The sequence below is a fragment of the Streptomyces sp. NPDC052107 genome, from assembly GCF_040680215.1.
Lineage (GTDB): Bacteria > Actinomycetota > Actinomycetes > Streptomycetales > Streptomycetaceae > Streptomyces.
In genome coordinates this window covers 353,644-373,630 of the sequence record NZ_JBFAWG010000001.1, presented here as the reverse complement: position 1 = coordinate 373,630, position 19,987 = coordinate 353,644, and the positions used below count along the sequence as shown (strand labels likewise).

General features: G+C 69.8%; 13 protein-coding genes and 1 tRNA gene. 9 read left to right on the top strand and 5 right to left on the bottom strand.

From position 1 onward, the window contains the following. Positions 1–232 precede the first annotated feature (232 nt). Entirely contained in the window at positions 233–2,959 is a 2,727-nt protein-coding gene (gene polA / locus AB0M27_RS01675; RefSeq protein ID WP_365716767.1) for a DNA polymerase I, read from the bottom strand. A 180-nt stretch (positions 2,960–3,139) separates the two neighbouring features. Between polA and AB0M27_RS01670 the strand changes: the two genes are divergently transcribed. From AB0M27_RS01670 to AB0M27_RS01640, 7 genes are all read left to right on the top strand, one after another. Beyond that, on the top strand, positions 3,140–5,452 hold the full coding sequence (locus tag AB0M27_RS01670; protein ID WP_365716765.1) for an FdhF/YdeP family oxidoreductase: 2,313 nt from the start codon (positions 3,140–3,142) through the stop codon (positions 5,450–5,452). Positions 5,453–5,500: 48 nt separating this feature from the next. Then, on the top strand, positions 5,501–5,992 hold the full coding sequence (locus AB0M27_RS01665; RefSeq protein ID WP_365716763.1) for a hotdog fold thioesterase: 492 nt from the start codon (positions 5,501–5,503) through the stop codon (positions 5,990–5,992). A gap of 699 nt (positions 5,993–6,691) precedes the next feature. Then, entirely contained in the window at positions 6,692–7,900 is a 1,209-nt protein-coding gene (locus tag AB0M27_RS01660; protein ID WP_365716858.1) for a branched-chain amino acid ABC transporter substrate-binding protein, read from the top strand. A gap of 109 nt (positions 7,901–8,009) precedes the next feature. After that, complete coding sequence (locus tag AB0M27_RS01655; protein ID WP_365716761.1) at positions 8,010–8,948, top strand: branched-chain amino acid ABC transporter permease; 939 nt, start codon at positions 8,010–8,012, stop codon at positions 8,946–8,948. A 5-nt stretch (positions 8,949–8,953) separates the two neighbouring features. After that, entirely contained in the window at positions 8,954–10,744 is a 1,791-nt protein-coding gene (locus AB0M27_RS01650; protein ID WP_365716856.1) for a branched-chain amino acid ABC transporter permease, read from the top strand. 6 nt (positions 10,745–10,750) lie between these two features. After that, positions 10,751–11,686 carry an ABC transporter ATP-binding protein gene (locus AB0M27_RS01645; RefSeq protein ID WP_365716759.1) on the top strand — a complete coding sequence of 312 codons (936 nt, stop codon included), beginning with the start codon at positions 10,751–10,753 and terminating at the stop codon, positions 11,684–11,686. Next, the gene (locus tag AB0M27_RS01640) at positions 11,683–12,399 is read left to right on the top strand and encodes an ABC transporter ATP-binding protein (RefSeq protein WP_365716757.1); all 717 of its coding nucleotides are present in this window, start codon (positions 11,683–11,685) and stop codon (positions 12,397–12,399) included. Before AB0M27_RS01645 ends, AB0M27_RS01640 begins: the two co-directional genes overlap by 4 nt. A 67-nt stretch (positions 12,400–12,466) precedes the next feature. Here AB0M27_RS01640 and AB0M27_RS01635 read toward each other — a convergent pair whose 3' ends face one another. Then, positions 12,467–13,123, bottom strand: a complete 657-nt coding sequence (locus AB0M27_RS01635; RefSeq protein WP_365716755.1) for a response regulator — start codon at positions 13,121–13,123, stop codon at positions 12,467–12,469. A gap of 100 nt (positions 13,124–13,223) precedes the next feature. Between AB0M27_RS01635 and AB0M27_RS01630 the strand changes: the two genes are divergently transcribed. Beyond that, positions 13,224–13,298: transfer RNA gene (locus AB0M27_RS01630), tRNA-Leu, on the top strand. A 297-nt stretch (positions 13,299–13,595) separates the two neighbouring features. Here AB0M27_RS01630 and pyk read toward each other — a convergent pair. Continuing rightward, positions 13,596–15,032, bottom strand: a complete 1,437-nt coding sequence (gene pyk / locus AB0M27_RS01625) for a pyruvate kinase (protein WP_365716753.1) — start codon at positions 15,030–15,032, stop codon at positions 13,596–13,598. Between the two features lie 208 nt (positions 15,033–15,240). Between pyk and AB0M27_RS01620 the strand changes: the two genes are divergently transcribed. Beyond that, complete coding sequence (locus AB0M27_RS01620) at positions 15,241–17,055, top strand: 5'-nucleotidase C-terminal domain-containing protein (RefSeq protein ID WP_365716751.1); 1,815 nt, start codon at positions 15,241–15,243, stop codon at positions 17,053–17,055. 49 nt (positions 17,056–17,104) lie between these two features. Here AB0M27_RS01620 and AB0M27_RS01615 read toward each other — a convergent pair whose 3' ends face one another. Together AB0M27_RS01615 and AB0M27_RS01610 are read right to left on the bottom strand one after the other, a co-directional pair. Further along, the gene (locus tag AB0M27_RS01615; protein WP_365716749.1) at positions 17,105–18,517 is read right to left on the bottom strand and encodes a SidA/IucD/PvdA family monooxygenase; all 1,413 of its coding nucleotides are present in this window, start codon (positions 18,515–18,517) and stop codon (positions 17,105–17,107) included. Next, entirely contained in the window at positions 18,514–19,890 is a 1,377-nt protein-coding gene (locus AB0M27_RS01610; protein ID WP_365716747.1) for an aminotransferase class V-fold PLP-dependent enzyme, read from the bottom strand. The genes AB0M27_RS01615 and AB0M27_RS01610 overlap by 4 nt, the downstream gene beginning before the upstream one ends. Between the last annotated feature and the right edge of the window lie 97 nt (positions 19,891–19,987).

The following is a 19,987-nucleotide window of genomic DNA, read 5'->3' as shown; positions in this document are numbered from 1 at the left end:
GGGGGCTGAGCGACGTTGCGGCGGGGACTCGGGGGCGCCGAAGTTTCAGGTGCGGGTGGGCCCAGGCATGGGTTGCGGCAGGTCTGACACCGCCGGGAGGGCTCGGTGGGGGCTGGGCGCCGTTGCGGCGGGGACTCGGGGCGCCGGCGTCGTCTCGCAGCGCCGCTGCACAGGCCGAGGGGGCGCCCGGCCGGCCTTGGCTGCAACGCCCCCTCCGCCCGAGCACCGCAGGCTAGTGCGCTGCCGACTCCCAGTCCGGGCCCACGCCGACCGAGACGTCCAGGGGAGCTCGGAGGTGGACGGCGTTGGACATTTCGTGGCGGACGATCTGCTCGGCGGCCGACCGCTCGCCGGGGGCGATCTCCAGGACGATTTCGTCGTGGACCTGGAGGAGCATGCGGGACTTCAGGTCCGCTGCCCGCAGGGCGCTGTCCACCTCGAGCATGGCGATCTTGACGATGTCGGCGGCCGTGCCCTGGATGGGCGCGTTGAGGGCCATGCGCTCGGCGGCCTCGCGGCGCTGGCGGTTGTCGCTGTTGAGGTCGGGGAGGTAGCGGCGGCGGCCGAAGAGCGTCGCCGTGTAGCCCGTCGCCCGTGCCTCGTCGACCGCCCGGCGAAGGTAGTCCCGGACGCCGCCGAAGCGCTCGAAGTAGGCGTCCATCAGGGCGCGGGCCTCCGCCGCCTCGATGTTCAGCTGCTGGGACAGGCCGAACGCGGACAGGCCGTAGGCCAGGCCGTACGACATGGCCTTGATCTTGCGGCGCATCTCCGCGTCCACCGCGGCGGGCTCGACGCCGAACACCTGGGACGCGGCCGTGGTGTGCAGGTCCTCGCCGGAGGCGAACGCCTGGATCAGGCCCTCGTCCTCGGAGAGGTGGGCCATCACGCGCAGCTCGATCTGGCTGTAGTCGGCGGTCATCAGGGACTCGAAGCCCTCGCCGACCACGAAGCCGCGGCGGATCGCGCGGCCCTCGTCCGTGCGGACCGGGATGTTCTGGAGGTTGGGGTCCGTGGAGGACAGTCGGCCGGTCGCGGCCACCGTCTGGTTGAACGTGGTGTGGATACGGCCGTCGCCCGCGATCGTCTTGATCAGGCCCTCGACGGTGACCCGCAGCTTGGCCTGCTCGCGGTGGCGGAGCATGATCACCGGCAGTTCGTTGTCGGTCTGGGTGGCGAGCCAGGCCAGGGCGTCGGCGTCCGTGGTGTAGCCGGTCTTGGTCTTCTTCGTCTTCGGCAGGGCCAGCTCACCGAAGAGGACCTCCTGGAGCTGCTTGGGCGAGCCCAGGTTGAACTCGTGGCCCGCGGCCGCGTGGGCCTCCTTCACGGCCTGCTGCACCGCACCCGCGAACGTCTGCTCCATCGCCTCGAGGTGCGGGCGGTCGGCCGCGATGCCGTGCCGCTCCATGCGGGCGAGCAGGGCGGAGGTGGGCAGCTCCATGTCGCGCAGGAGGTCTGCGGCGCCGACCTCGGCGAGGCGGGTCTCGAAGGCCGTACCGAGGTCGAGGACCGCGCGGGCCTGGATCATCAGGGCCTCGGCCTCGGCGCCCTCGTCTGCGCCGAAGGCCAGCTGGCCGTCGGCCGCGGCGGCGGGCGCCAGCTCGCGGTGCAGGTACTCCAGGGACAGCGCGTCCAGGTCGAAGGAGCGGCGGCCCGGCTTGACCAGGTAGGCGGCGAGGGCGGTGTCCATGATCACGCCCTCGACGCTCCAGCCGTGCTCGGCGAAGACGCGCATGGCGCCCTTGGCGTTGTGGAACACCTTCGGGCGGCCGGCGTCGGCCAGCCAGGCCGCGAACGCGTTCTCGTCGGCCTCGTCCAGCTCGGCGGGGTCGAACCAGGCGGCCGCTCCCCCGGCCGCGGCCAGGGCGACCTCGGCGACCGAGCCGGCGCCCAGCGCCCAGGTGTCGACGGAGGCGATGCCCAGGGTCTCGGCGCTGTGCTCGGCGAGCCAGGGGGCCAGCTCGCCGGTGCGCAGGATCTTGCCGTCCAGCTCCACCCCGTCGGTGGCGATCGGTGTGGCCTCGGCCTCCTCTGAGCCGGGGTCGACGGCGAAGAGACGCTCGCGCAGGGACGGATTGCGGATCTCCAGGGTGTCCAGAACCATCGAGACGGCCTTGCGGTCGTACGCGGCCCGCTCCAGGTCGGCGACCGCCTTGGGCAGCTCGACCTGGCGCTCCAGCTCGGTGAGGACGCGGTTGAGCTTGACCGACTCCAGGTGGTCACGGAGGTTCTGCCCGGCCTTGCCCTTGACCTCCTCGACGCGCTCGACCAGCGCCGCGAAGGAGCCGAACTGGTTGATCCACTTCGCCGCGGTCTTCTCGCCGACGCCGGGGATGCCGGGGAGGTTGTCGGACGGGTCGCCGCGCAGGGCCGCGAAGTCCGGGTACTGGGCGGGGGTCAATCCGTACTTCTCGAAAACCTTCTCCGGGGTGAACCGGGTCAGCTCCGAGACGCCCTTCGTCGGGTACAGCACGGTGATGTTGTCGGTGACCAGCTGGAAGGAGTCACGGTCGCCGGTGACGATCAGCACCTCGAAGCCCTCGGCCTCGGCCTGGGTGGCGAGTGTGGCGATGACGTCGTCCGCCTCGTACCCGTCCACGGCGAAGCGCGGGGCGTGCATCGCGTCGAGGAGCTCGCCGATCAGCTCGACCTGGCCCTTGAACTCGTCCGGGGTCTTGGAGCGGTTCGCCTTGTACTCGGTGAACCGCTCGGAGCGCCAGGTCTTGCGCGAGACGTCGAAGGCCACCGCGAAGTGCGTGGGCGCCTCGTCACGCAGGGTGTTGGCCAGCATCGACGCGAAGCCGTAGATCGCGTTCGTCGGCTGGCCGGTCGCGGTCGTGAAGTTCTCCGCGGGCAGCGCGAAGAACGCGCGGTAGGCCAGCGAGTGCCCGTCCATGAGCATCAGCCGGGGACGGGTACCGCCGGGGGTCTTGTCGGTCTTGTTCGATGCTGTCTCTGCCACGTCCCCGATCCTGCCACGCCGCACTGACACTCCGGTCCGGGACCGAGTGGAGGGCTGCGCAGGGTGGCCCTCGGTCACTGAGAGTGCCGGTGTTCTCGTATGGCCTCCGGGCACGGTTGTCGGTGCCCCGTGGCAGGATCGGCACCGTACTTCTCACACGCAGTCGAAGGGGAGCGTGCGATGGCGACGAAGCCGCCCAAGGGTGATCCGGTTCAGGACGCGCCGCAGGTCGCGGAGCCGAAGCACGCGGCGGCGGGGCTGCCCGCCATCGGGCACACGCTGCGCATCGCCCAGCAGCAGATGGGTGTGCGGCGCACGGCGCTGACGTTGCTGCGGGTGAACCAGAAGGACGGGTTCGACTGCCCGGGCTGCGCCTGGCCGGAGCCGGACCACCGGCACAAGGCGGAGTTCTGCGAGAACGGCGCCAAGGCGGTCGCCGAGGAGGCCACCCTGCGCCGGGTCACCCCGGAGTTCTTCGCGGCGCACTCCGTGGCCGACCTGGCGACGAGGAGCGGGTACTGGCTGGGGCAGCAGGGCCGGCTCACGCACCCCATGTATCTCGCCGAGGGCGGCACGCACTACGAGCCGGTCGGCTGGGAGCACGCCTTCGACATCGTCGCCGAGGAGATCACCGCGCTCTCCTCCCCCGACGAGGCCGTCTTCTACACCTCGGGCCGCACCGGCAACGAGGCCGCGTTCCTGTACCAGCTCTTCGCGCGCGAGCTGGGCACGAACAACCTGCCGGACTGCTCCAACATGTGCCACGAGTCGTCCGGGTCGGCGCTCAGCGAGACCATCGGCATCGGCAAGGGCAGCGTCCTGCTGGAGGACCTCTACAAGGCCGACCTGATCATCGTCGCGGGGCAGAACCCGGGGACGAACCATCCGCGCATGCTGTCGGCGCTGGAGAAGGCCAAGGCGAACGGCGCGAGGATCATCAGCGTCAATCCGCTGCCCGAGGCCGGCCTGGAGCGGTTCAAGAACCCGCAGACGCCGCAGGGCCTACTGAAGGGCGCCGCCCTCACCGATCTGTTCCTGCAGATCCGCATCGGCGGCGACCAGGCCCTCTTCCGGCTCCTCAACAAGCTCGTCCTGGAGACGGAGGGCGCGGTCGACGAGGAGTTCGTCCGCGAACACACCCACGGGTTCGAGGAGTTCGCCGAGGTCGCGCGAGCCGCCGACTGGGACGGGACCCTGAAGGCGACGGGCCTCACCCGCGCGGAGATCGAGCAGGCCCTCGGCATGGCGCTCGCCTCGAAGCGCACCATCGTCTGCTGGGCCATGGGCCTCACCCAGCACAAGCACGCCGTCCCGACCATCCGCGAGGTGGTCAACTTCCTGCTGCTGCGCGGCAACATCGGCCGGCCGGGCGCGGGCGTGTGCCCGGTGCGCGGGCACAGCAATGTCCAGGGCGACCGCACCATGGGCATCTTCGAGCGGCCCGCTCCGGCCTTCCTGGACGCGCTGGAGAAGGAGTTCGGGTTCGCGCCGCCGCGCGAGCACGGCTTCGACGTCGTAGGGGCCATCCGCGCGCTGCGCGACGGCGAGGCGAAGGTGTTCTTCGCCATGGGCGGCAACTTCGTCTCCGCCTCCCCCGACACCGAGGTCACCGAGGCCGCGATGCGGCGCGCGCGGCTGACAGTGCACGTGTCGACCAAGCTCAACCGCTCGCACGCCGTCACGGGCGCGCGGGCGCTGATCCTGCCCACGCTGGGCCGCACCGAGCGGGACCTGCAGGCGAGCGGCGAGCAGTTCGTGACCGTCGAGGACTCGATGGGCATGGTGCACGCCTCGCGCGGGCGGCTCGCCCCGGCGAGCGCGCACCTGAGGTCCGAGCCCGCGATCATCTGCGGCCTCGCGCGCCGCGTGCTCGGCGCGGACAGCGTCGTGCCGTGGGAGGAGTTCGAGAAGGACTACGCCACGATCCGTGACCGCATCGCGCGCGTGGTCCCCGGTTTCGACGACTTCAACGCGCGCGTGGCCCGGCCGGGCGGCTTCGTCCTGCCGCACGCCGCGCGCGACGAGCGCCGCTTCCCGACCGCCACGGGCAAGGCGAACTTCACGGCGGCGCCGGTGGAGTACCCCGAACTGCCCGAGGGCCGGCTGCTGTTGCAGACCCTGCGGTCGCACGACCAGTACAACACCACGATCTACGGCCTGGACGACCGCTACCGGGGCATCACGGGCGGCCGCCGGGTGGTGCTGGTGCACCCCGAGGACGCGCGGGCGCTCGGGGTCGCCGAGGGGTCGTACGTCGACCTGGTGAGCGAGTGGAAGGACGGCGTGGAGCGGCGGGCGCCCGGTTTCCGGGTCGTCCACTACCCGACGGCCCGTGGATGCGCGGCGGCGTACTACCCCGAGACGAACGTCCTCGTCCCGCTCGACGCCACCGCCGACACCAGCAACACCCCGGCCAGCAAGTCCGTGGTCGTACGTCTCGAAAGTCACACCGGTGACGCGGACGCCCGTCTGGAACAATCGGCGACCGACTGAGCGTTTGCTCAGCCATACAGACAGGTGTACGACGAAGGAGCCGGGCCCATGGGCGAGCAGCAGCAGGTGCAATTCCCACAGGAGGTCATCGACGAGTACGCCGCGCTCGGTGTCGACCTGCCCGCCCTGTTCTCGGCCGGGCATCTCGGCACGCGGATGGGCGTGCAGATCCTGGAGGCCTCGGCGGAGAAGGTCGTCGGGACCATGCCGGTTGAGGGCAACACCCAGCCGTACGGCCTGCTGCACGGCGGTGCCTCCGCGGTGCTGGCGGAGACGCTCGGCTCGGTCGGCTCCATGCTGCACGGCGGCAGCTCGAAGATCGCCGTCGGCGTGGACCTGAACTGCACGCACCACCGCGGGGTCCGCTCGGGCCTGGTGACCGGTGTGGCCACGCCGGTGCACCGGGGCCGTTCGACGGCGACGTACGAGATCGTGATCAGCGACGAGGAGGGCCGCCGGGTGTGCAGCGCCCGGCTGACCTGTCTGCTGCGGGACGTGAACGAGGGCGACGCCGCGCGCGTCCAGGGCGCCCGCCCCTGACACCGGCCGGCGGGGCCGGCCGGCCCCGCCGAGCCGTCATGCCCGGCGAAGAGGCTGCTCCCTGTAGCGGCCCGCCGGGCGCGGACCCCGGGCAAGGAACGACAACGGGCCAGTTCTGCTGTCGATTTGACGGGCCAACAGGTCCCGCCGGAGCCCGACCGACCGCCCGTCACACGACTCCGTCCCCGGCGCGGAAACAGGAAGAAGTTCCGAAGCCTTGCCTGCCGCCCCTGCTTCCGCCCCCGCCTCCGCTCTCCCCTTCCAGCCTCAACTCCCTTTTCCTGAGCGTAACACTGCGTAATATGCGTGCAATACACATTCATATTTTCACGCCTGCGCCCCCCGATGCACAACGGCACTCGGGACCACGGAAGTCGCCTGCAGCAACGGGTGTTGTGTAATCACCAAAACCCCCGAGACGCCTGAACCGATTACGGCAAGGCCTGCAGGTTCTCAGAATGCGGACGGGGTGAATCGGGCTGAATTCCTGCTTTCCCCCCACGGAGTACCGCTCTGCATTACCCCGTGTCATAACAAGAGCGTCACAGCCTTGGTCAAGCACTCCTCCACGTTCCTCACACACGCTTAGAGTCACGGCCAGTCACCGCTCCATAGGGAGTTCGGTACCGGCGCGGCATCCTCCGTGCCCCAAGGGGCGGAACGTGCCTGCGGAAAGGATCGATAGTGCGACAGCGTTCTCTGGTGATTCTTACCTCCGTGCTGACCACCGGAGCTCTGACCCTCACCGCTTGCGGCTCCCGCAACAACGACAGCAAGGGCGGCGACAGCGGCAACGTGACGGTCACGATCGGCGTCGATGCTCCGCTGACCGGCCAGAACTCCGCCACGGGCCTGGGTATTCAGTACGGCGCCCAGATCGCCGTCGACGACGCCAACAAGAACAAGACCGTTCCCGGCGTCACCTTCAAGATCAAGCCCCTGGACGACAAGGCGATCCCCGCCACCGGCCAGCAGAACGCCACCCAGCTCGTCTCCGACAAGAGCGTGCTCGGCGTCGTCGGCCCGCTCAACTCCGGTGTGGCCACGCAGATGCAGCAGGTCTTCGCCACCGCCAACCTGGTGGAGATCTCCCCGTCCAACACCAACCCCGAGCTGACCATGGGCAAGAACTGGCAGACCAGCAAGTCCCGCCCGTTCAAGACGTACTTCCGCACCGCGACCACCGACGAGCTGCAGGGCGCCTACGCGGCGGACTACGCCTACAACGGCATCCACGCGAAGAAGGCGTTCGTCGTCGACGACAAGCAGACCTACGGCGCGGGCCTGTCCAAGATCTTCACGGCGCAGTTCGCCAAGCAGGGCGGCAAGGTCATCGGCACCGACCACGTCAACACCGGCGACCGTGACTTCTCCACCCTGGTCACCAAGATCAAGAACTCGGGTGCCGACCTGCTCTACTACGGCGGCCAGTACGACGAGTCCCAGGTGCTGACCAAGCAGCTCAAGGACGCCGGCGCCAAGATCCCGCTGTTCGGCGGCGACGGCATGTTCACCCCGACCTACATCAAGACCGCCGGCAAGGCCGCCGAGGGTGACCTGGTCACCTCCATCGGCGTCCCGGTCGACACCCTGCCTGCCGCCAAGAACTTCGTCGACACCTACAAGGCCAAGAAGTACCCCGGCGACTACGGCACCTACGGCTCGTACGCCTACGACGCCGCCACCGCCATCATCAAGGCCGTCGGCCAGGTCGTGAAGGACGGCAAGCTTCCGTCCGACGCCCGCGCCCAGGTCGTCGACGCCGTCCAGAAGACCTCCTTCGACGGCATCTCCGGCAAGATCTCGTTCGACGAGTACGGCGACACCACGAACAAGCAGCTGACCGTCTACCAGGTCAAGAACGGTGAGTGGAAGTCCGTCAAGAGCGGCACGGCCAACCCGAAGTAAGCCACCGAAGCACATCGCCTCACCAGGGCCGCGCGGCGCAGACCACCGTCACCGCGCGGCCCGCCTTCTACCGCCCCCTTGACTCTCCCCACCACATGGAGGCCACGCGGTGAACACCCTGCCGCAGCAGCTGGCCAACGGGCTGTTCCTCGGCTCGATGTACGGGCTGATCGCCATCGGCTACACGATGGTGTACGGCATCGTCCAGCTCATCAACTTCGCCCACGGCGAGATATTCATGACCGGAGGCTTCGGCGCCCTCACGGTCTACCTCGTCCTGCCGGACGGCATATCCATGTGGATAGCCCTACCGGCGATGCTGATCGGCGGTGCACTGGTCGCCGTACTCATCGCTGTCGGCGCCGAGCGTTTCGCCTACCGACCACTGCGCGGCGCGCCACGCCTCGCCCCGCTGATCACCGCGATCGGCCTGTCGCTCGCGCTGCAGCAGGCGGTCTTCAACTGGTACCACGTCGACGGCGACGCCAAGTCCGCCCGGGTCTTCCCGCAGTTGCCGTTCGGCCCGCTGCACATCGGCTCCGTGACCGTGCAGAGCGGTGACGTCTTCCTGATCATCGCCGCCCCGGTGTGCATGGCGGTCCTCGCCTTCTTCGTCCGGCTCTCCCGCACCGGCCGCGCCATGCAGGCCACCGCCCAGGACCCGGACACCGCCCAGCTGATGGGCATCGACACCAACCGCATCATCGTCATCGCCTTCGCCATCGGCGGCTTCTTCGCGGCCGTCGCCGGTGTCTCCTACGGCCTGAAGTACGGCTCGGTCTCCTATGACATGGGCTTCATCGCCGGTCTGAAGGCGTTCACCGCGGCCGTCCTCGGCGGCATCGGCAACATCTACGGCGCCATGCTCGGCGGCCTCGTCCTCGGCCTCGCCGAGGCCATGGCCACCGCCTACATCGCCGACATCCCCGGCATGCACCAACTCGGCGGCGGCAGCTGGGCTCCCGTGTGGGCCTTCGTCCTCCTCATTCTCGTACTCCTCTTCAGGCCACAGGGCCTGCTCGGCGAACGCGTCGCGGACAGGGCGTGAGCAGCATGACCGACACCACCACCGAGACCACCGCCCAGGCCCCGGAACCGGCCGAGCGCGGACCCGTCCCGCTCCCGTCGGCCGCGGCCCGCCTGCTCATCGCGGTCGGCGCGATCGGCACCATCGCCAGCACCTTCCTCAGCTGGACCTGGACGCCCGACTTCCCCGGCGACCTGACGGTCTACGGCTACCCGGCGGGCCTGCAGGTCATCGCCCTCGTGGCCGGCGCCCTCACCCTGCTGTACGGGCTCACCCTGTGGAACGTACGCGGGCTGAACTGGCCGAACCCGGGCAAGTCCACCACCCCGGTCCTCCTGATCACCCTCTCGGCGTTCGCCGTCTGCTGGTTCACCGGCATCGCCATCGCCGTCGACCTCGGCGGCCTGGTGAACCTGGACCCCGGCGCCTACGTGGCGATGGCGGCCTCCGCACTGCCCGTCGTCGGCGCCCTCGCGCTGCCCCACCCGGCCCCCGGCACGGGCCTGCGCGGCTACCTCACCAAGCCCGACCAGCCCCGGCCCGGCGCGCTCTCGCCGCTCGCCGAGCGTGTCGCCATCACCGTCGGCACCGCTCTCGGCCTGGTGGTCTTCACCTACGGCATCGGCATCAACGACGACGACAGCGAGACCTTCATCGGGTTCCTGCTCGTCCTCGTCTTCGGTGCCTGGGGCCTGGTCCACTCCGGCCTCCTCGACCGGTACGCAACGATGTCCGCCCGCCACAAGGGCTTCGCCACCACTCTGGCCTTCGTCGCCGCAGTGATCTTCCCCTTCACGCAGAGCGACGACCACAACGCCAACATCGGCGTGAACATCCTCATCTTCGCCACGGTCGCCCTCGGCCTGAACATCGTCGTCGGCCTCACCGGTCTGCTCGACCTCGGTTACGTCGCCTTCCTCGGCGTCGGCGCCTACGCCGCCGCGCTGGTCTCCGGCTCCGAGTACTCCCCCTACGGCGTCCACTTCCCCTTCTGGGCCGCCGCCCTCACCGGCATGGCCGCCTCGCTGGTTTTCGGCGTCCTGATCGGCGGCCCCACGCTGCGACTGCGCGGCGACTACCTGGCCATCGTCACCCTCGGCTTCGGAGAGATCTTCCGCATCACCGTCAACAGCCTGGACGGCGACTCCGGACCGAACGTCACGCGCGGCCCCAACGGCATCACCCAGATCCCCGACATCAAGATCTTCGGGTTCAACCTCGGCGACCCCCACGACGTCGCCGGATTCACCCTCGGCCGCTTCGCCAACTACCTCTTCCTGATGCTCGTCATCACGGCGATCGTCGTGCTCGTCTTCACCCGCGCCGCCGACTCGCGCATCGGCCGCTCGTGGATCGCCATCCGCGAGGACGAGACCGCGGCCACCGCCATGGGCATCAACGGCTTCCGGGTCAAGCTCATCGCCTTCGCGCTCGGCGCCTCCCTCGCGGGCCTCGCCGGCACCGTGATGGCGCACGTCAACTACAGCGTCAACCCGCAGCCGTACCAGTTCGCCGGCGCCGCCCCGCCCAACTCGGCCTTCCTGCTGGCCGCCGTCGTCCTCGGCGGCATGGGCACCGTCAGCGGCCCGCTGCTCGGCGCGAGCGTGCTCTATCTGGTCCCGGAGAAACTGCAGTTCCTGCAGAACTACGAGCTGTTCGCCTTCGGCATCGCGCTCGTCCTGCTGATGCGCTTCCGGCCGGAGGGCATCATCGCCAACCGCCGCCGCCAGCTGGAGTTCCACGAGACCGACCAGCTCGACGTACCGGCGCAGAAGACGCTGACCGACGAACCGGCCGTCACCAAGGCAGGGGCGTAAGGAACCATGACGACACCTGTACTCGAAGCCCGTGACGTCACGATGCGCTTCGGCGGTCTGACCGCCGTCCGGTCCGTCGACTTCACGGTGAACAGCGGCGAGATCGTCGGCCTCATCGGCCCGAACGGCGCCGGCAAGACCACCTTCTTCAACTGCCTCACCGGCCTGTACGTCCCCACCGAGGGCACGGTCGCCTACCAGGGCAAGGTGCTGCCCCCCAAGCCGCACCTGGTGACGCAGGCGGGCATCGCCCGCACCTTCCAGAACATCCGGCTGTTCGCCAACATGACCGTCCTGGAGAACGTCCTCGTGGGCCGCCACACGCGGACCAAGGAGGGCCTGTGGTCGGCGCTGCTGCGCGGCCCCGGGTTCCGCAAGGCCGAGAAGGAGTCCGAGGCGAAGGCCATGGAACTCCTGGAGTTCGTCGGCCTCGCCGCCAAGCGCGACCACCTCGCGCGCAACCTGCCCTACGGCGAGCAGCGCAAGCTGGAGATCGCGCGGGCACTGGCGAGCGAGCCGGGCCTGCTGCTGCTCGACGAGCCGACGGCCGGCATGAACCCGCAGGAGACCCGGTCCACCGAGGAACTGGTCTTCGCCATCCGGGACAAGGGCATCGCCGTCCTCGTCATCGAGCACGACATGCGCTTCATCTTCAACCTGTGCGACCGGGTCGCCGTGCTCGTACAGGGCGAGAAGCTCGTCGAGGGCACCTCCGACGTCGTACAGGCCGACGAGCGTGTCGTCGCCGCCTATCTGGGTGAGCCCTTCGAAGGCGACCCCGGGGCGGCGGAGGTCGCGGAGGTCGAGGCCGCCGAGGCCGAAGCCGAAGCCGCGGCAGGCGAGGCCGAAGCCGAGGCAGCAGGAGAGGCAGCAGAAACCGACTCGGAGACGGAGTCCGCCGACGCGGAGAGCACCGGCACCACCAAGGGAGAGGCCCAGTGACCGCACTGCTGGAGGTCGAGGACCTCAGGGTCGCCTACGGCAAGATCGAGGCCGTCAAGGGCATCTCGTTCAGTGTCGAGGCCGGCCAGGTCGTCACCCTCATCGGCACCAACGGCGCCGGCAAGACGACGACGCTGCGCACCCTGTCGGGCCTGCTCAAGCCCACGTCCGGAAAGATCGTCTTCGACGGCAAGCCACTCACGGGCGTGCCGGCGCACAAGATCGTCGCGCTCGGACTCGCCCACTCCCCCGAGGGCCGGCACATCTTCCCGCGCCTGACCATCGCCGAGAACCTCCAGCTCGGCGCCTTCCTCCGCAAGGACAAGGAGGGCATCGAGAAGGACATCCAGCGCGCCTACGACCTCTTCCCCATCCTGGGCGAGCGGCGCAAGCAGGCCGCGGGCACCCTCTCCGGCGGTGAACAGCAGATGCTGGCGATGGGGCGCGCCCTGATGTCCCAGCCGAAGCTGCTCATGCTGGACGAGCCGTCGATGGGCCTGTCGCCGATCATGATGCAGAAGATCATGGCGACGATCGACGAGCTGAAGTCCCAGGGCACGACGATCCTGCTGGTCGAGCAGAACGCCCAGGCGGCGCTCTCGCTCGCCGACCAGGGCCATGTCATGGAGGTCGGCAACATCGTCCTGTCCGGCACGGGGCAGGACCTGCTGCACGACGAGTCGGTCCGCAAGGCCTACCTCGGCGAAGACTGACCCGTACGACGACACAGGCCCGCGCCCCCTTCTCCGGGGCGCGGGCCTCTGTCGTACAGACCAGCCGTCAGCCCTTCTTGGCCGCCCTCTTCTCCTCGCTGTCCGCGATGACCGCCTCCGCGACCTGCTGCATCGACATACGACGGTCCATCGACGTCTTCTGGATCCAGCGGAACGCGGCCGGCTCGGTCAGGCCGTACTCGGTCTGGAGGATGGACTTCGCGCGGTCGACCAGCTTGCGGGTCTCCAGGCGCTGGGTGAGGTCGGCGACCTCCTGCTCCAGCTGCTTCAGCTCGGTGAAACGGGAGACCGCCATCTCGATGGCCGGGACCACATCGCTCTTGCTGAACGGCTTGACCAGGTACGCCATGGCACCGGCGTCCCGGGCGCGCTCGACGAGGTCGCGCTGCGAGAAGGCGGTGAGCATCAGGACCGGCGCGATGGACTCCTCGGCGATCTTCTCAGCGGCCGAGATCCCATCGAGCTTGGGCATCTTGACGTCCAGGATGACCAGGTCCGGCCGGTGCTCGCGGGCCAGCTCCACGGCCTGCTCACCGTCCCCGGCCTCGCCGACGACGGTGTACCCCTCCTCCTCCAGCATCTCTTTCAGGTCGAGCCGGATCAGGGCCTCGTCCTCGGCGATGACGACACGGGTCGTCAGCGGAGGCACGTGCGACTTGTCGTCGTCGGGCACGTCTACGGGCTGGGGCGACTCGGCGGTCACGGGGGCTCCTCGTTCCAGGCAGGGGTACTGCTGACAAGAGCCTACCTAGCTACGGTATGGTGGACGCGCGGAGGGTCGGGGGAGACCTTGGATTCTGCGAGCCCCGGTAGCCCAATTGGCAGCAGGCAACGGATTCAAAACCCGTACAGTGTCGGTTCGAGTCCGACCCGGGGCACTTTTCCTTGCAATCCAAGGTCGGATCTGGCAAGCGGAGGATCACATTCGCGTGATGCTCCGCTTTTTGCTGCACGCAGCATCGATCAGTGACTCAGAGTGGTCACATGGACGACATCAGCACGCGCAAGCCCTTGCCCTGGTGAGCCAGGGACGCAGCCTCAAATCCGTCAGCAAGGAGACCCGGCATATCCCGGGCTGCGATCCACTCGTGGCAGCACCGCCCGTAGCCACCCTCATGGACACCCACGTCGGCCCCAAACACTGAAAAGGGCCCCACAAACGGAGCCCCGCCCACCTACTTCGGGCTGTCGTCCTCCCCGATGTGGTGGACCCGAACCATGTTGGTCGAGCCGGAGACGCCGGGCGGGGAACCCGCCGTGATCACCACGACGTCGCCCTTCTCGCAGCGGCCGTACTTCAGCAGCAGTTCGTCCACCTGGTCGACCATGGCGTCGGTGGAGTCGACGTGCGGGCCGAGGAAGGTCTCGGCGCCCCAGGTGAGGCTGAGCTGAGAGCGGGTGGCCGGCTCGGGCGTGAAGGCGAGCAGGGGGATCGGGGAGCGGTAGCGGGAGAGGCGGCGGGCGGTGTCTCCCGACTGGGTGAACGCCACCAGGAACTTGGCGCCCAGGAAGTCGCCCATCTCCGCCGCCGCGCGGGCGACCGCGCCGCCCTGGGTGCGGGGCTTGTTGCGCTCGGTCAGCGGGGGCAGGCCCTTGGCGAGCATGTCCTCCTCGGCCGCCGCGACGATCTTGGCCATGGTGCGCACGGTCTCGACCGGGTACTTGCCGACGCTGGTCTCGCCGGAGAGCATCACCGCGTCCGTGCCGTCGAGGACCGCGTTGGCCACGTCGGAGGCCTCGGCGCGGGTCGGCCGGGCGTTGTCGACCATCGAGTCGAGCATCTGGGTGGCGACGATGACCGGCTTGGCGTTGCGCTTGGCGAGTTTGACCGCGCGCTTCTGTACGATCGGCACCTGCTCCAGGGGCATCTCCACGCCCAGGTCGCCGCGCGCGACCATGAGCCCGTCGAAGGCGGCCACGATGTCGTCGAGGTTGGCCACGGCCTGCGGCTTCTCGACCTTGGCGATCACCGGGAGGCGGCGGCCCTCCTCGGCCATGATCCGGTGCACGCCCTTGGCGTCGTCGCCGCTGCGGACGAAGGAGAGCGCGATGACGTCGAAGCCGGTGCGCAGCGCCCAGCGCAGGTCCTCCTCGTCCTTCCCGGACAGGGCCGGGACGGAGACGGCGACGCCGGGGAGGTTGAGGCCCTTGTGGTCGGAGATCATGCCGCCCTCGACGACGAGGGTGCGGACGCGCGGGCCGTCGACCTCGGTGACCTCCAGGCACACCTTGCCGTCGTCCACGAGGACGCGCTCACCGGGGGTGATGTCGGCGGCGAGGCCGGCGTAGGTGGTGCCGCACTGGTGGCGGTCGCCCTCCACGCCCTCCTCGACGGTGATGGTGAAGGTGTCGCCGCGTTCAAGGAGTACCGGTCCTTCGGCGAAACGGCCGAGCCGGATCTTCGGACCTTGAAGGTCGGCGAGAATTCCGACGCTGCGGCCGGTTTCGTCGGCCGCCTTGCGCACTCGCCGGTAGCGCTCCTCGTGTTCGGCGTGGGTGCCGTGGCTGAGATTGAACCGGGCCACGTCCATTCCGGCGTCGACCAGTGCCTTGATCTGGTCGTACGAGTCGGTGGCGGGCCCCAGAGTGCAGACGATCTTTGCTCGGCGCATACGTCGAGCCTAGGCCTTACCCGTGGGTAGAGAATCGGCCCCACATGACCACTCAACAACCTTTGAGTAAAGGGTTATTGACAAGTGTTGAATTGTGCGGTCACTCGCTCCGATGAGCGAATTCCACTCGCGTGAGGTCTGGCGCCGCGGGTCATGTTCAAGTCAGAATCTACGCGCGTCGTTGACTGATCCACGAGGAGACCATGAGATGCCCTTGAACCGCCGGAAGTTCATCAAGCAGTCCGCCGCCACCGGGGCGGGAGTGGCGATCGCCGGCGCGGCGGCTCCGGCGGCCGAGGCCGCGCAGCCCCACCCGCCCGTTCACCCCGTCAAGCGGTACTCCCTGACCGTCATGGGCACCACCGATCTGCACGGTCATGTCTTCAACTGGGACTACTTCAAGGACACGGAGTACTCCGACAAGGCCGGCAACGCGATGGGCCTGGCCCGCATCTCGACCCTGGTCGAGGAGGTGCGCAGGGAGAAGGGCCGCCGCAACACCCTGCTGCTGGACGCCGGTGACACCATCCAGGGCACCCCGCTGGCCTACTACTACGCCAAGGTCGACCCGATCACCGCCGAGGGCGGCCCGGTGCACCCGATGGCGCGGGCGATGAACGCGATCGGGTACGACGCGGCGGCGCTCGGCAACCACGAGTTCAACTACGGCATCGAGACCCTGCGGAAGTTCGAGGACCAGCTCGACTTCCCGCTCCTCGGCGCCAACGCGGTCGACGCGAAGACCCTGCGGCCCGCCTTCCCGCCGTACGTCGTCAAGACCTTCCACGTGCCCGGTGCCAAGCCGGTCAAGGTGGCCGTGCTGGGCCTGACCAACCCCGGCATCGCGATCTGGGACAAGGCTTATGTACAGGGCAAGTTGGCGTTCCCGGGGCTGGAGGAGCAGGCCGCGCGCTGGGTGCCGAAGCTGAAGTCGATGGGCGCGGACGTGGTCGTGGTGTCCGCGCACTCGGGTACGTCGGGCACCTCGTCGTACGGCGACCAGGTGCCGTACGTGGAGAACGCGGCCGCCGCCGTGGCCCGGCAGGTGCCGGGCATCGACGCGATCCTGGTCGGGCACGCGCACGTGGAGATCCCCGAGCTGAAGGTCGTCAACGAGAAGACCGGCAGGACGGTCGTGCTCTCCGAGCCGTTGTGCTACGCCGAGCGGCTCACCCTCTTCGACATCGAGCTGGTCTTCGGCAAGGGCGGGTGGGAGGTCGAGTCGGTCTCCGCGTCGCTGCGCAACTCCAACACGGTCGCCGACGACCCGGAGATCACCCGGCTGCTGAAGGAGGAGCACCAGAAGGTCGTCGCGTACGTCAACCAGGTCGTGGGCCGGGCCACCGAGACGCTGACCACGGTCGAGGCCCGCTACAAGGACGCCCCGATCATCGACCTGATCACCAAGGTGCAGGAGGACGTGGTCAAGGCGGCCCTGGCGGGCACCGCGTACGCCTCGCTGCCGGTGATCGCCCAGGCCTCGCCGTTCTCCCGGACCTCCGAGATCCCGGCGGGCGATGTGACCATCCGGGACCTGTCGGGCCTGTACGTGTACGACAACACGCTGGTCGCCAAGCTGCTGACGGGCGCTCAGGTGCGGGCGTACCTGGAGTACTCGGCGCAGTACTACGTCCAGACGGCCGCCGGCGCCCCGGTCGACGTCGAGAGGCTCACCAACGCCGGTGGCCGACCCGACTACAACTACGACTACGTCTCCGGGCTGTCGTACGACATCGACATCGCCCAGCCGGCGGGGTCCCGGATCAAGGATCTCACCTTCAAGGGCGCCCCGCTGGACGACGCCCAGCAGTTCGTCCTGGCGGTGAACAACTACCGGGCGAACGGCGGCGGTGCCTTCCCGCACGTGGCCACCGCGAAGGAGCTGTGGTCGGAGTCCACGGAGATCCGCACCCGGATCGCGGAGTGGGTCACCGCGAAGGGTGTGCTGGACCCGAAGGACTTCGCGTCGGCGGACTGGAAGCTGGTGCGGGACGGCGAGCCGGTGTTCCAGAGGGTCGCGTAGCTCCGCGCTGGGCGGAGGTGGCGCGGCGGCCGCGTTGAGCCGCCGCCCGTCACCTTCCCTCGGCCCGTGGCGTGCGGCGCGGTGCCTGGCGGGCCTGCGGCATGCGGTGCTGGGGCGCCTCGAGTCCGAACGAGGTGAAGGCGGTTCGCGAGGGCTGCGGGTACGGCTCCTTTCCGGTGAGTGAGTTGAGGATGGTGGCGCTGCGCCAGGCGGCCAGGCCGAGGTCGGGTGCGCCCACCCCGTGGGTGTGCCGTTCGGCGTTCTGGACGTACACCGAGCCGGTCACGGACGGGTCGAGGACGAGCCGGAACTCCTCGTCGATGCACAGGCGTTCGCTGCTGTCGCGGCGGATGCAGGGGTCGAGCCCGGCGAGGACGCGGCCGAGCGGGCGTTCGCGGTAGCCGGTGGCGAGGACGACGGCGTCGGTCGTCAGCCGGCAGCGGCTGTCCTGCTGGAGGTGTTCCAGGTGCAGCTCGATCCCGGTGTTGGCCATGCGGCCCGCCGTGCGGACCCGGACGCCCGGGGTGAGGACGGCGTCGGGCCAGCCGCCGTCGAGGGTGCGCCGGTACAGCTCGTCGTGGATGGTGGCGAGGGTGCCGGCGTCGATGCCCTTGTGCAGCTGCCACTGGGCAGCGACAAGCCGGTCCCGGACGGGCTCGGCGAGGGCGTGGAAGTAGCGGGTGTAGTCGGGGGTGAAGTGCTCCAGGCCCAGCTTGGAGTACTCCATCGGCGCGAACGCCTCGCTGCGGCCGATCCAGTGCAGCTTCTCCCGTCCGGCGGGGCGGTGCCGCAGCAGGTCGAGGAAGACCTCGGCGCCGGACTGTCCGGAGCCGACGACGGTGACGTGGTCCGCAGCGAGGATCTCGGCGCGGTGGTCCAGGTAGTCGGCGGCGTGGACGACCGGCACACCCGGGGCGTCCACCAGGGGCTTGAAGGGACCGGGCACATGGGGCGCGGTGCCGACGCCCAGTACGACATTGCGGGTGTAGGTACGGCCCAGCGTCTCGGCCTCGCCCTCGGCGTCGAGCTGGATGAAGTCGACCTCGAACACGTCCCGTTCGGGGTTCCAGCGGACCGCGTCGACCTGGTGGCGGAAGTGCAGCCCGGGCAGGCTCTGCGCGACCCAGCGGCAGTAGGCGTCGTACTCGGCGCGCTGGATGTGTATGCGCTCGGCGAAGTAGAAGGGGAAGAGCCGCTCGCGGGCTCTGAGGTAGTTCAGGAAGCTCCACGGGCTGGTCGGGTCGGCGAGGGTCACCAGGTCGGCCAGGAACGGCACTTGGATGGTGGACCCCTCGATGAGCAGGCCGGGGTGCCAGTTGAAGCCGGGTCGCTGTTCGTAGAAGACGGCGTCGAGTTCGGCGAGCGGGTGGGCGAGGGCTGCCAGCGAGAGGTTGCACGGGCCGATGCCGATGCCGACCAGGTCGCGGGGGGATGTGGGCTCGTGCCGTGGGGGGTTGGTCATGCCAGGGTGCCTTCTTCGACGAGTTTCAGGAGCTGGGCCAGGTCGTCCGGCCGGGTGTGGGGGTTGAGGAGGGTGGCCTTGAACCAGAGGCGGCCGTCGAGCCGGGCGCGCCCGAGGACGGCCCGGCCCTCGTGCAGCAGCCTGCGGCGTACGGCGGCGACGGCGTCGTCGGTGGCGTCCGCGGGCCGGAACAGGACGGTGCTGATCACTGGCCGGTCGTACAGCTCGAAGCCGGGGTGTTCCTCGACCAGCGCGGCGAACTCGCCTGCGTGAGCGCAGATCTGGTCGACCAGGGCGCCGAGTCCGGTGCGGCCGAGGGTCTTCAGGGTGACCGCGGTCTTGAGGACGTCGGGGCGGCGCGTGGTGCGCAGGGAGCGGCCGAGCAGGTCGGGGAGTCCGGCCTCGGTGTCGTCGTCGGCGTTCAGATAGTCGGCGCGCTGGTGGAGGACGGCGAGTTCGCCGGGGCGGGCGACGGCGAGGAGGCCGGCGGCGACCGGCTGCCAGCCGAGCTTGTGCAGGTCGAGGGTGACGGTGTGGGCTGCCTCCAGCCCGGCGAGTTTCTCCCGGTGCCGGTCGCTGAAGAGCAGGCCTCCGCCGTAGGCCGCGTCGATGTGCAGGCGGGCGCCGTGCGCGGCGCACAGGCCGGCGATCTCGGGCAGCGGGTCGATGAGGCCGGCGTCGGTGGTGCCGGCGGTGGCGGCGACCAGCAGCGGGCCGGAGAGCGTGGTGAGGGCCTCGTCGAGGGCGGCGAGGTCGAGGGCGCCGCCCGCCGCCGGGACGACGACCGGGTCGGGCAGGCCGAGCAGCCAGGCGGCGCGCGGCAGCGAGTGGTGGGCGTTGGCCCCGCACACGAGGCGCACACTGCCGCCGTGTGCCTCGCGGGCGAGCAGCAGGGCGAGCTGGTTGGACTCGGTGCCGCCGGTGGTCACGAGGGCGTCGGCGAGACCGGCGGCGTGCGCGAGGGCGCGGGTGACCGCGGCTTCCAGGGCGGAGGCGGCCGGGGCCTGGTCCCAGGAGTCCAGGGACGGGTTGAGGGCGCTGACGGCGAGGTCGGCGGCGGTGGCCACGGCGAGCGGCGGGCAGTGCAGATGGGCCGCGCACAGCGGGTCGGCGGGGTCGGCGGCGCCCTCCGCGAGGGCGCGCACGAGGGCGCGCAGGGCGTCGGGGTCGCCATGGTCCGGAAGCACGTCCCCGAGCACGTCGGTGACACGTGCGGCGACGGCATCCGGTCCCCCGCCGGGCAACGGCCCGCCGCGCGCCCGGGCACCGGCCGCGAGCGCGTCGAGGACGGTGCCGAGGAGCGGGCGCAGGGCGTCGGGGCCGTGCGGGCCCGAGGCGAGGGGCGGCGTGCGCAGAGGTTCCGCACCGCTCATCGGCTGTCCCTCCGCTCGTGGACCGACCCCGGCTTCCGGCTTTACGGGGCCTTGGGCTTCCAGCTTGTATGGGAAGCGCCCCGTGTGTCCTGAAAGC

Bases quoted from the DNA above. Each gene is read 5' to 3' on its own strand.
- AB0M27_RS01670 (WP_365716765.1), top strand. From the start codon at position 3,140: ATGGCGACGAAGCCGCCCAAGGGTGATCCGGTTCAGGACGCGCCGCAG.
- AB0M27_RS01665 (WP_365716763.1), top strand. From the start codon at position 5,501: ATGGGCGAGCAGCAGCAGGTGCAATTCCCACAGGAGGTCATCGACGAG.
- AB0M27_RS01650 (WP_365716856.1), top strand. From the start codon at position 8,954: ATGACCGACACCACCACCGAGACCACCGCCCAGGCCCCGGAACCGGCC.
- AB0M27_RS01645 (WP_365716759.1), top strand. From the start codon at position 10,751: ATGACGACACCTGTACTCGAAGCCCGTGACGTCACGATGCGCTTCGGC.
- pyk (WP_365716753.1), bottom strand. From the start codon at position 15,032: ATGCGCCGAGCAAAGATCGTCTGCACTCTGGGGCCCGCCACCGACTCG.
- AB0M27_RS01620 (WP_365716751.1), top strand. From the start codon at position 15,241: ATGCCCTTGAACCGCCGGAAGTTCATCAAGCAGTCCGCCGCCACCGGG.
- AB0M27_RS01615 (WP_365716749.1), bottom strand. From the start codon at position 18,517: ATGACCAACCCCCCACGGCACGAGCCCACATCCCCCCGCGACCTGGTC.
- AB0M27_RS01610 (WP_365716747.1), bottom strand. From the start codon at position 19,890: ATGAGCGGTGCGGAACCTCTGCGCACGCCGCCCCTCGCCTCGGGCCCG.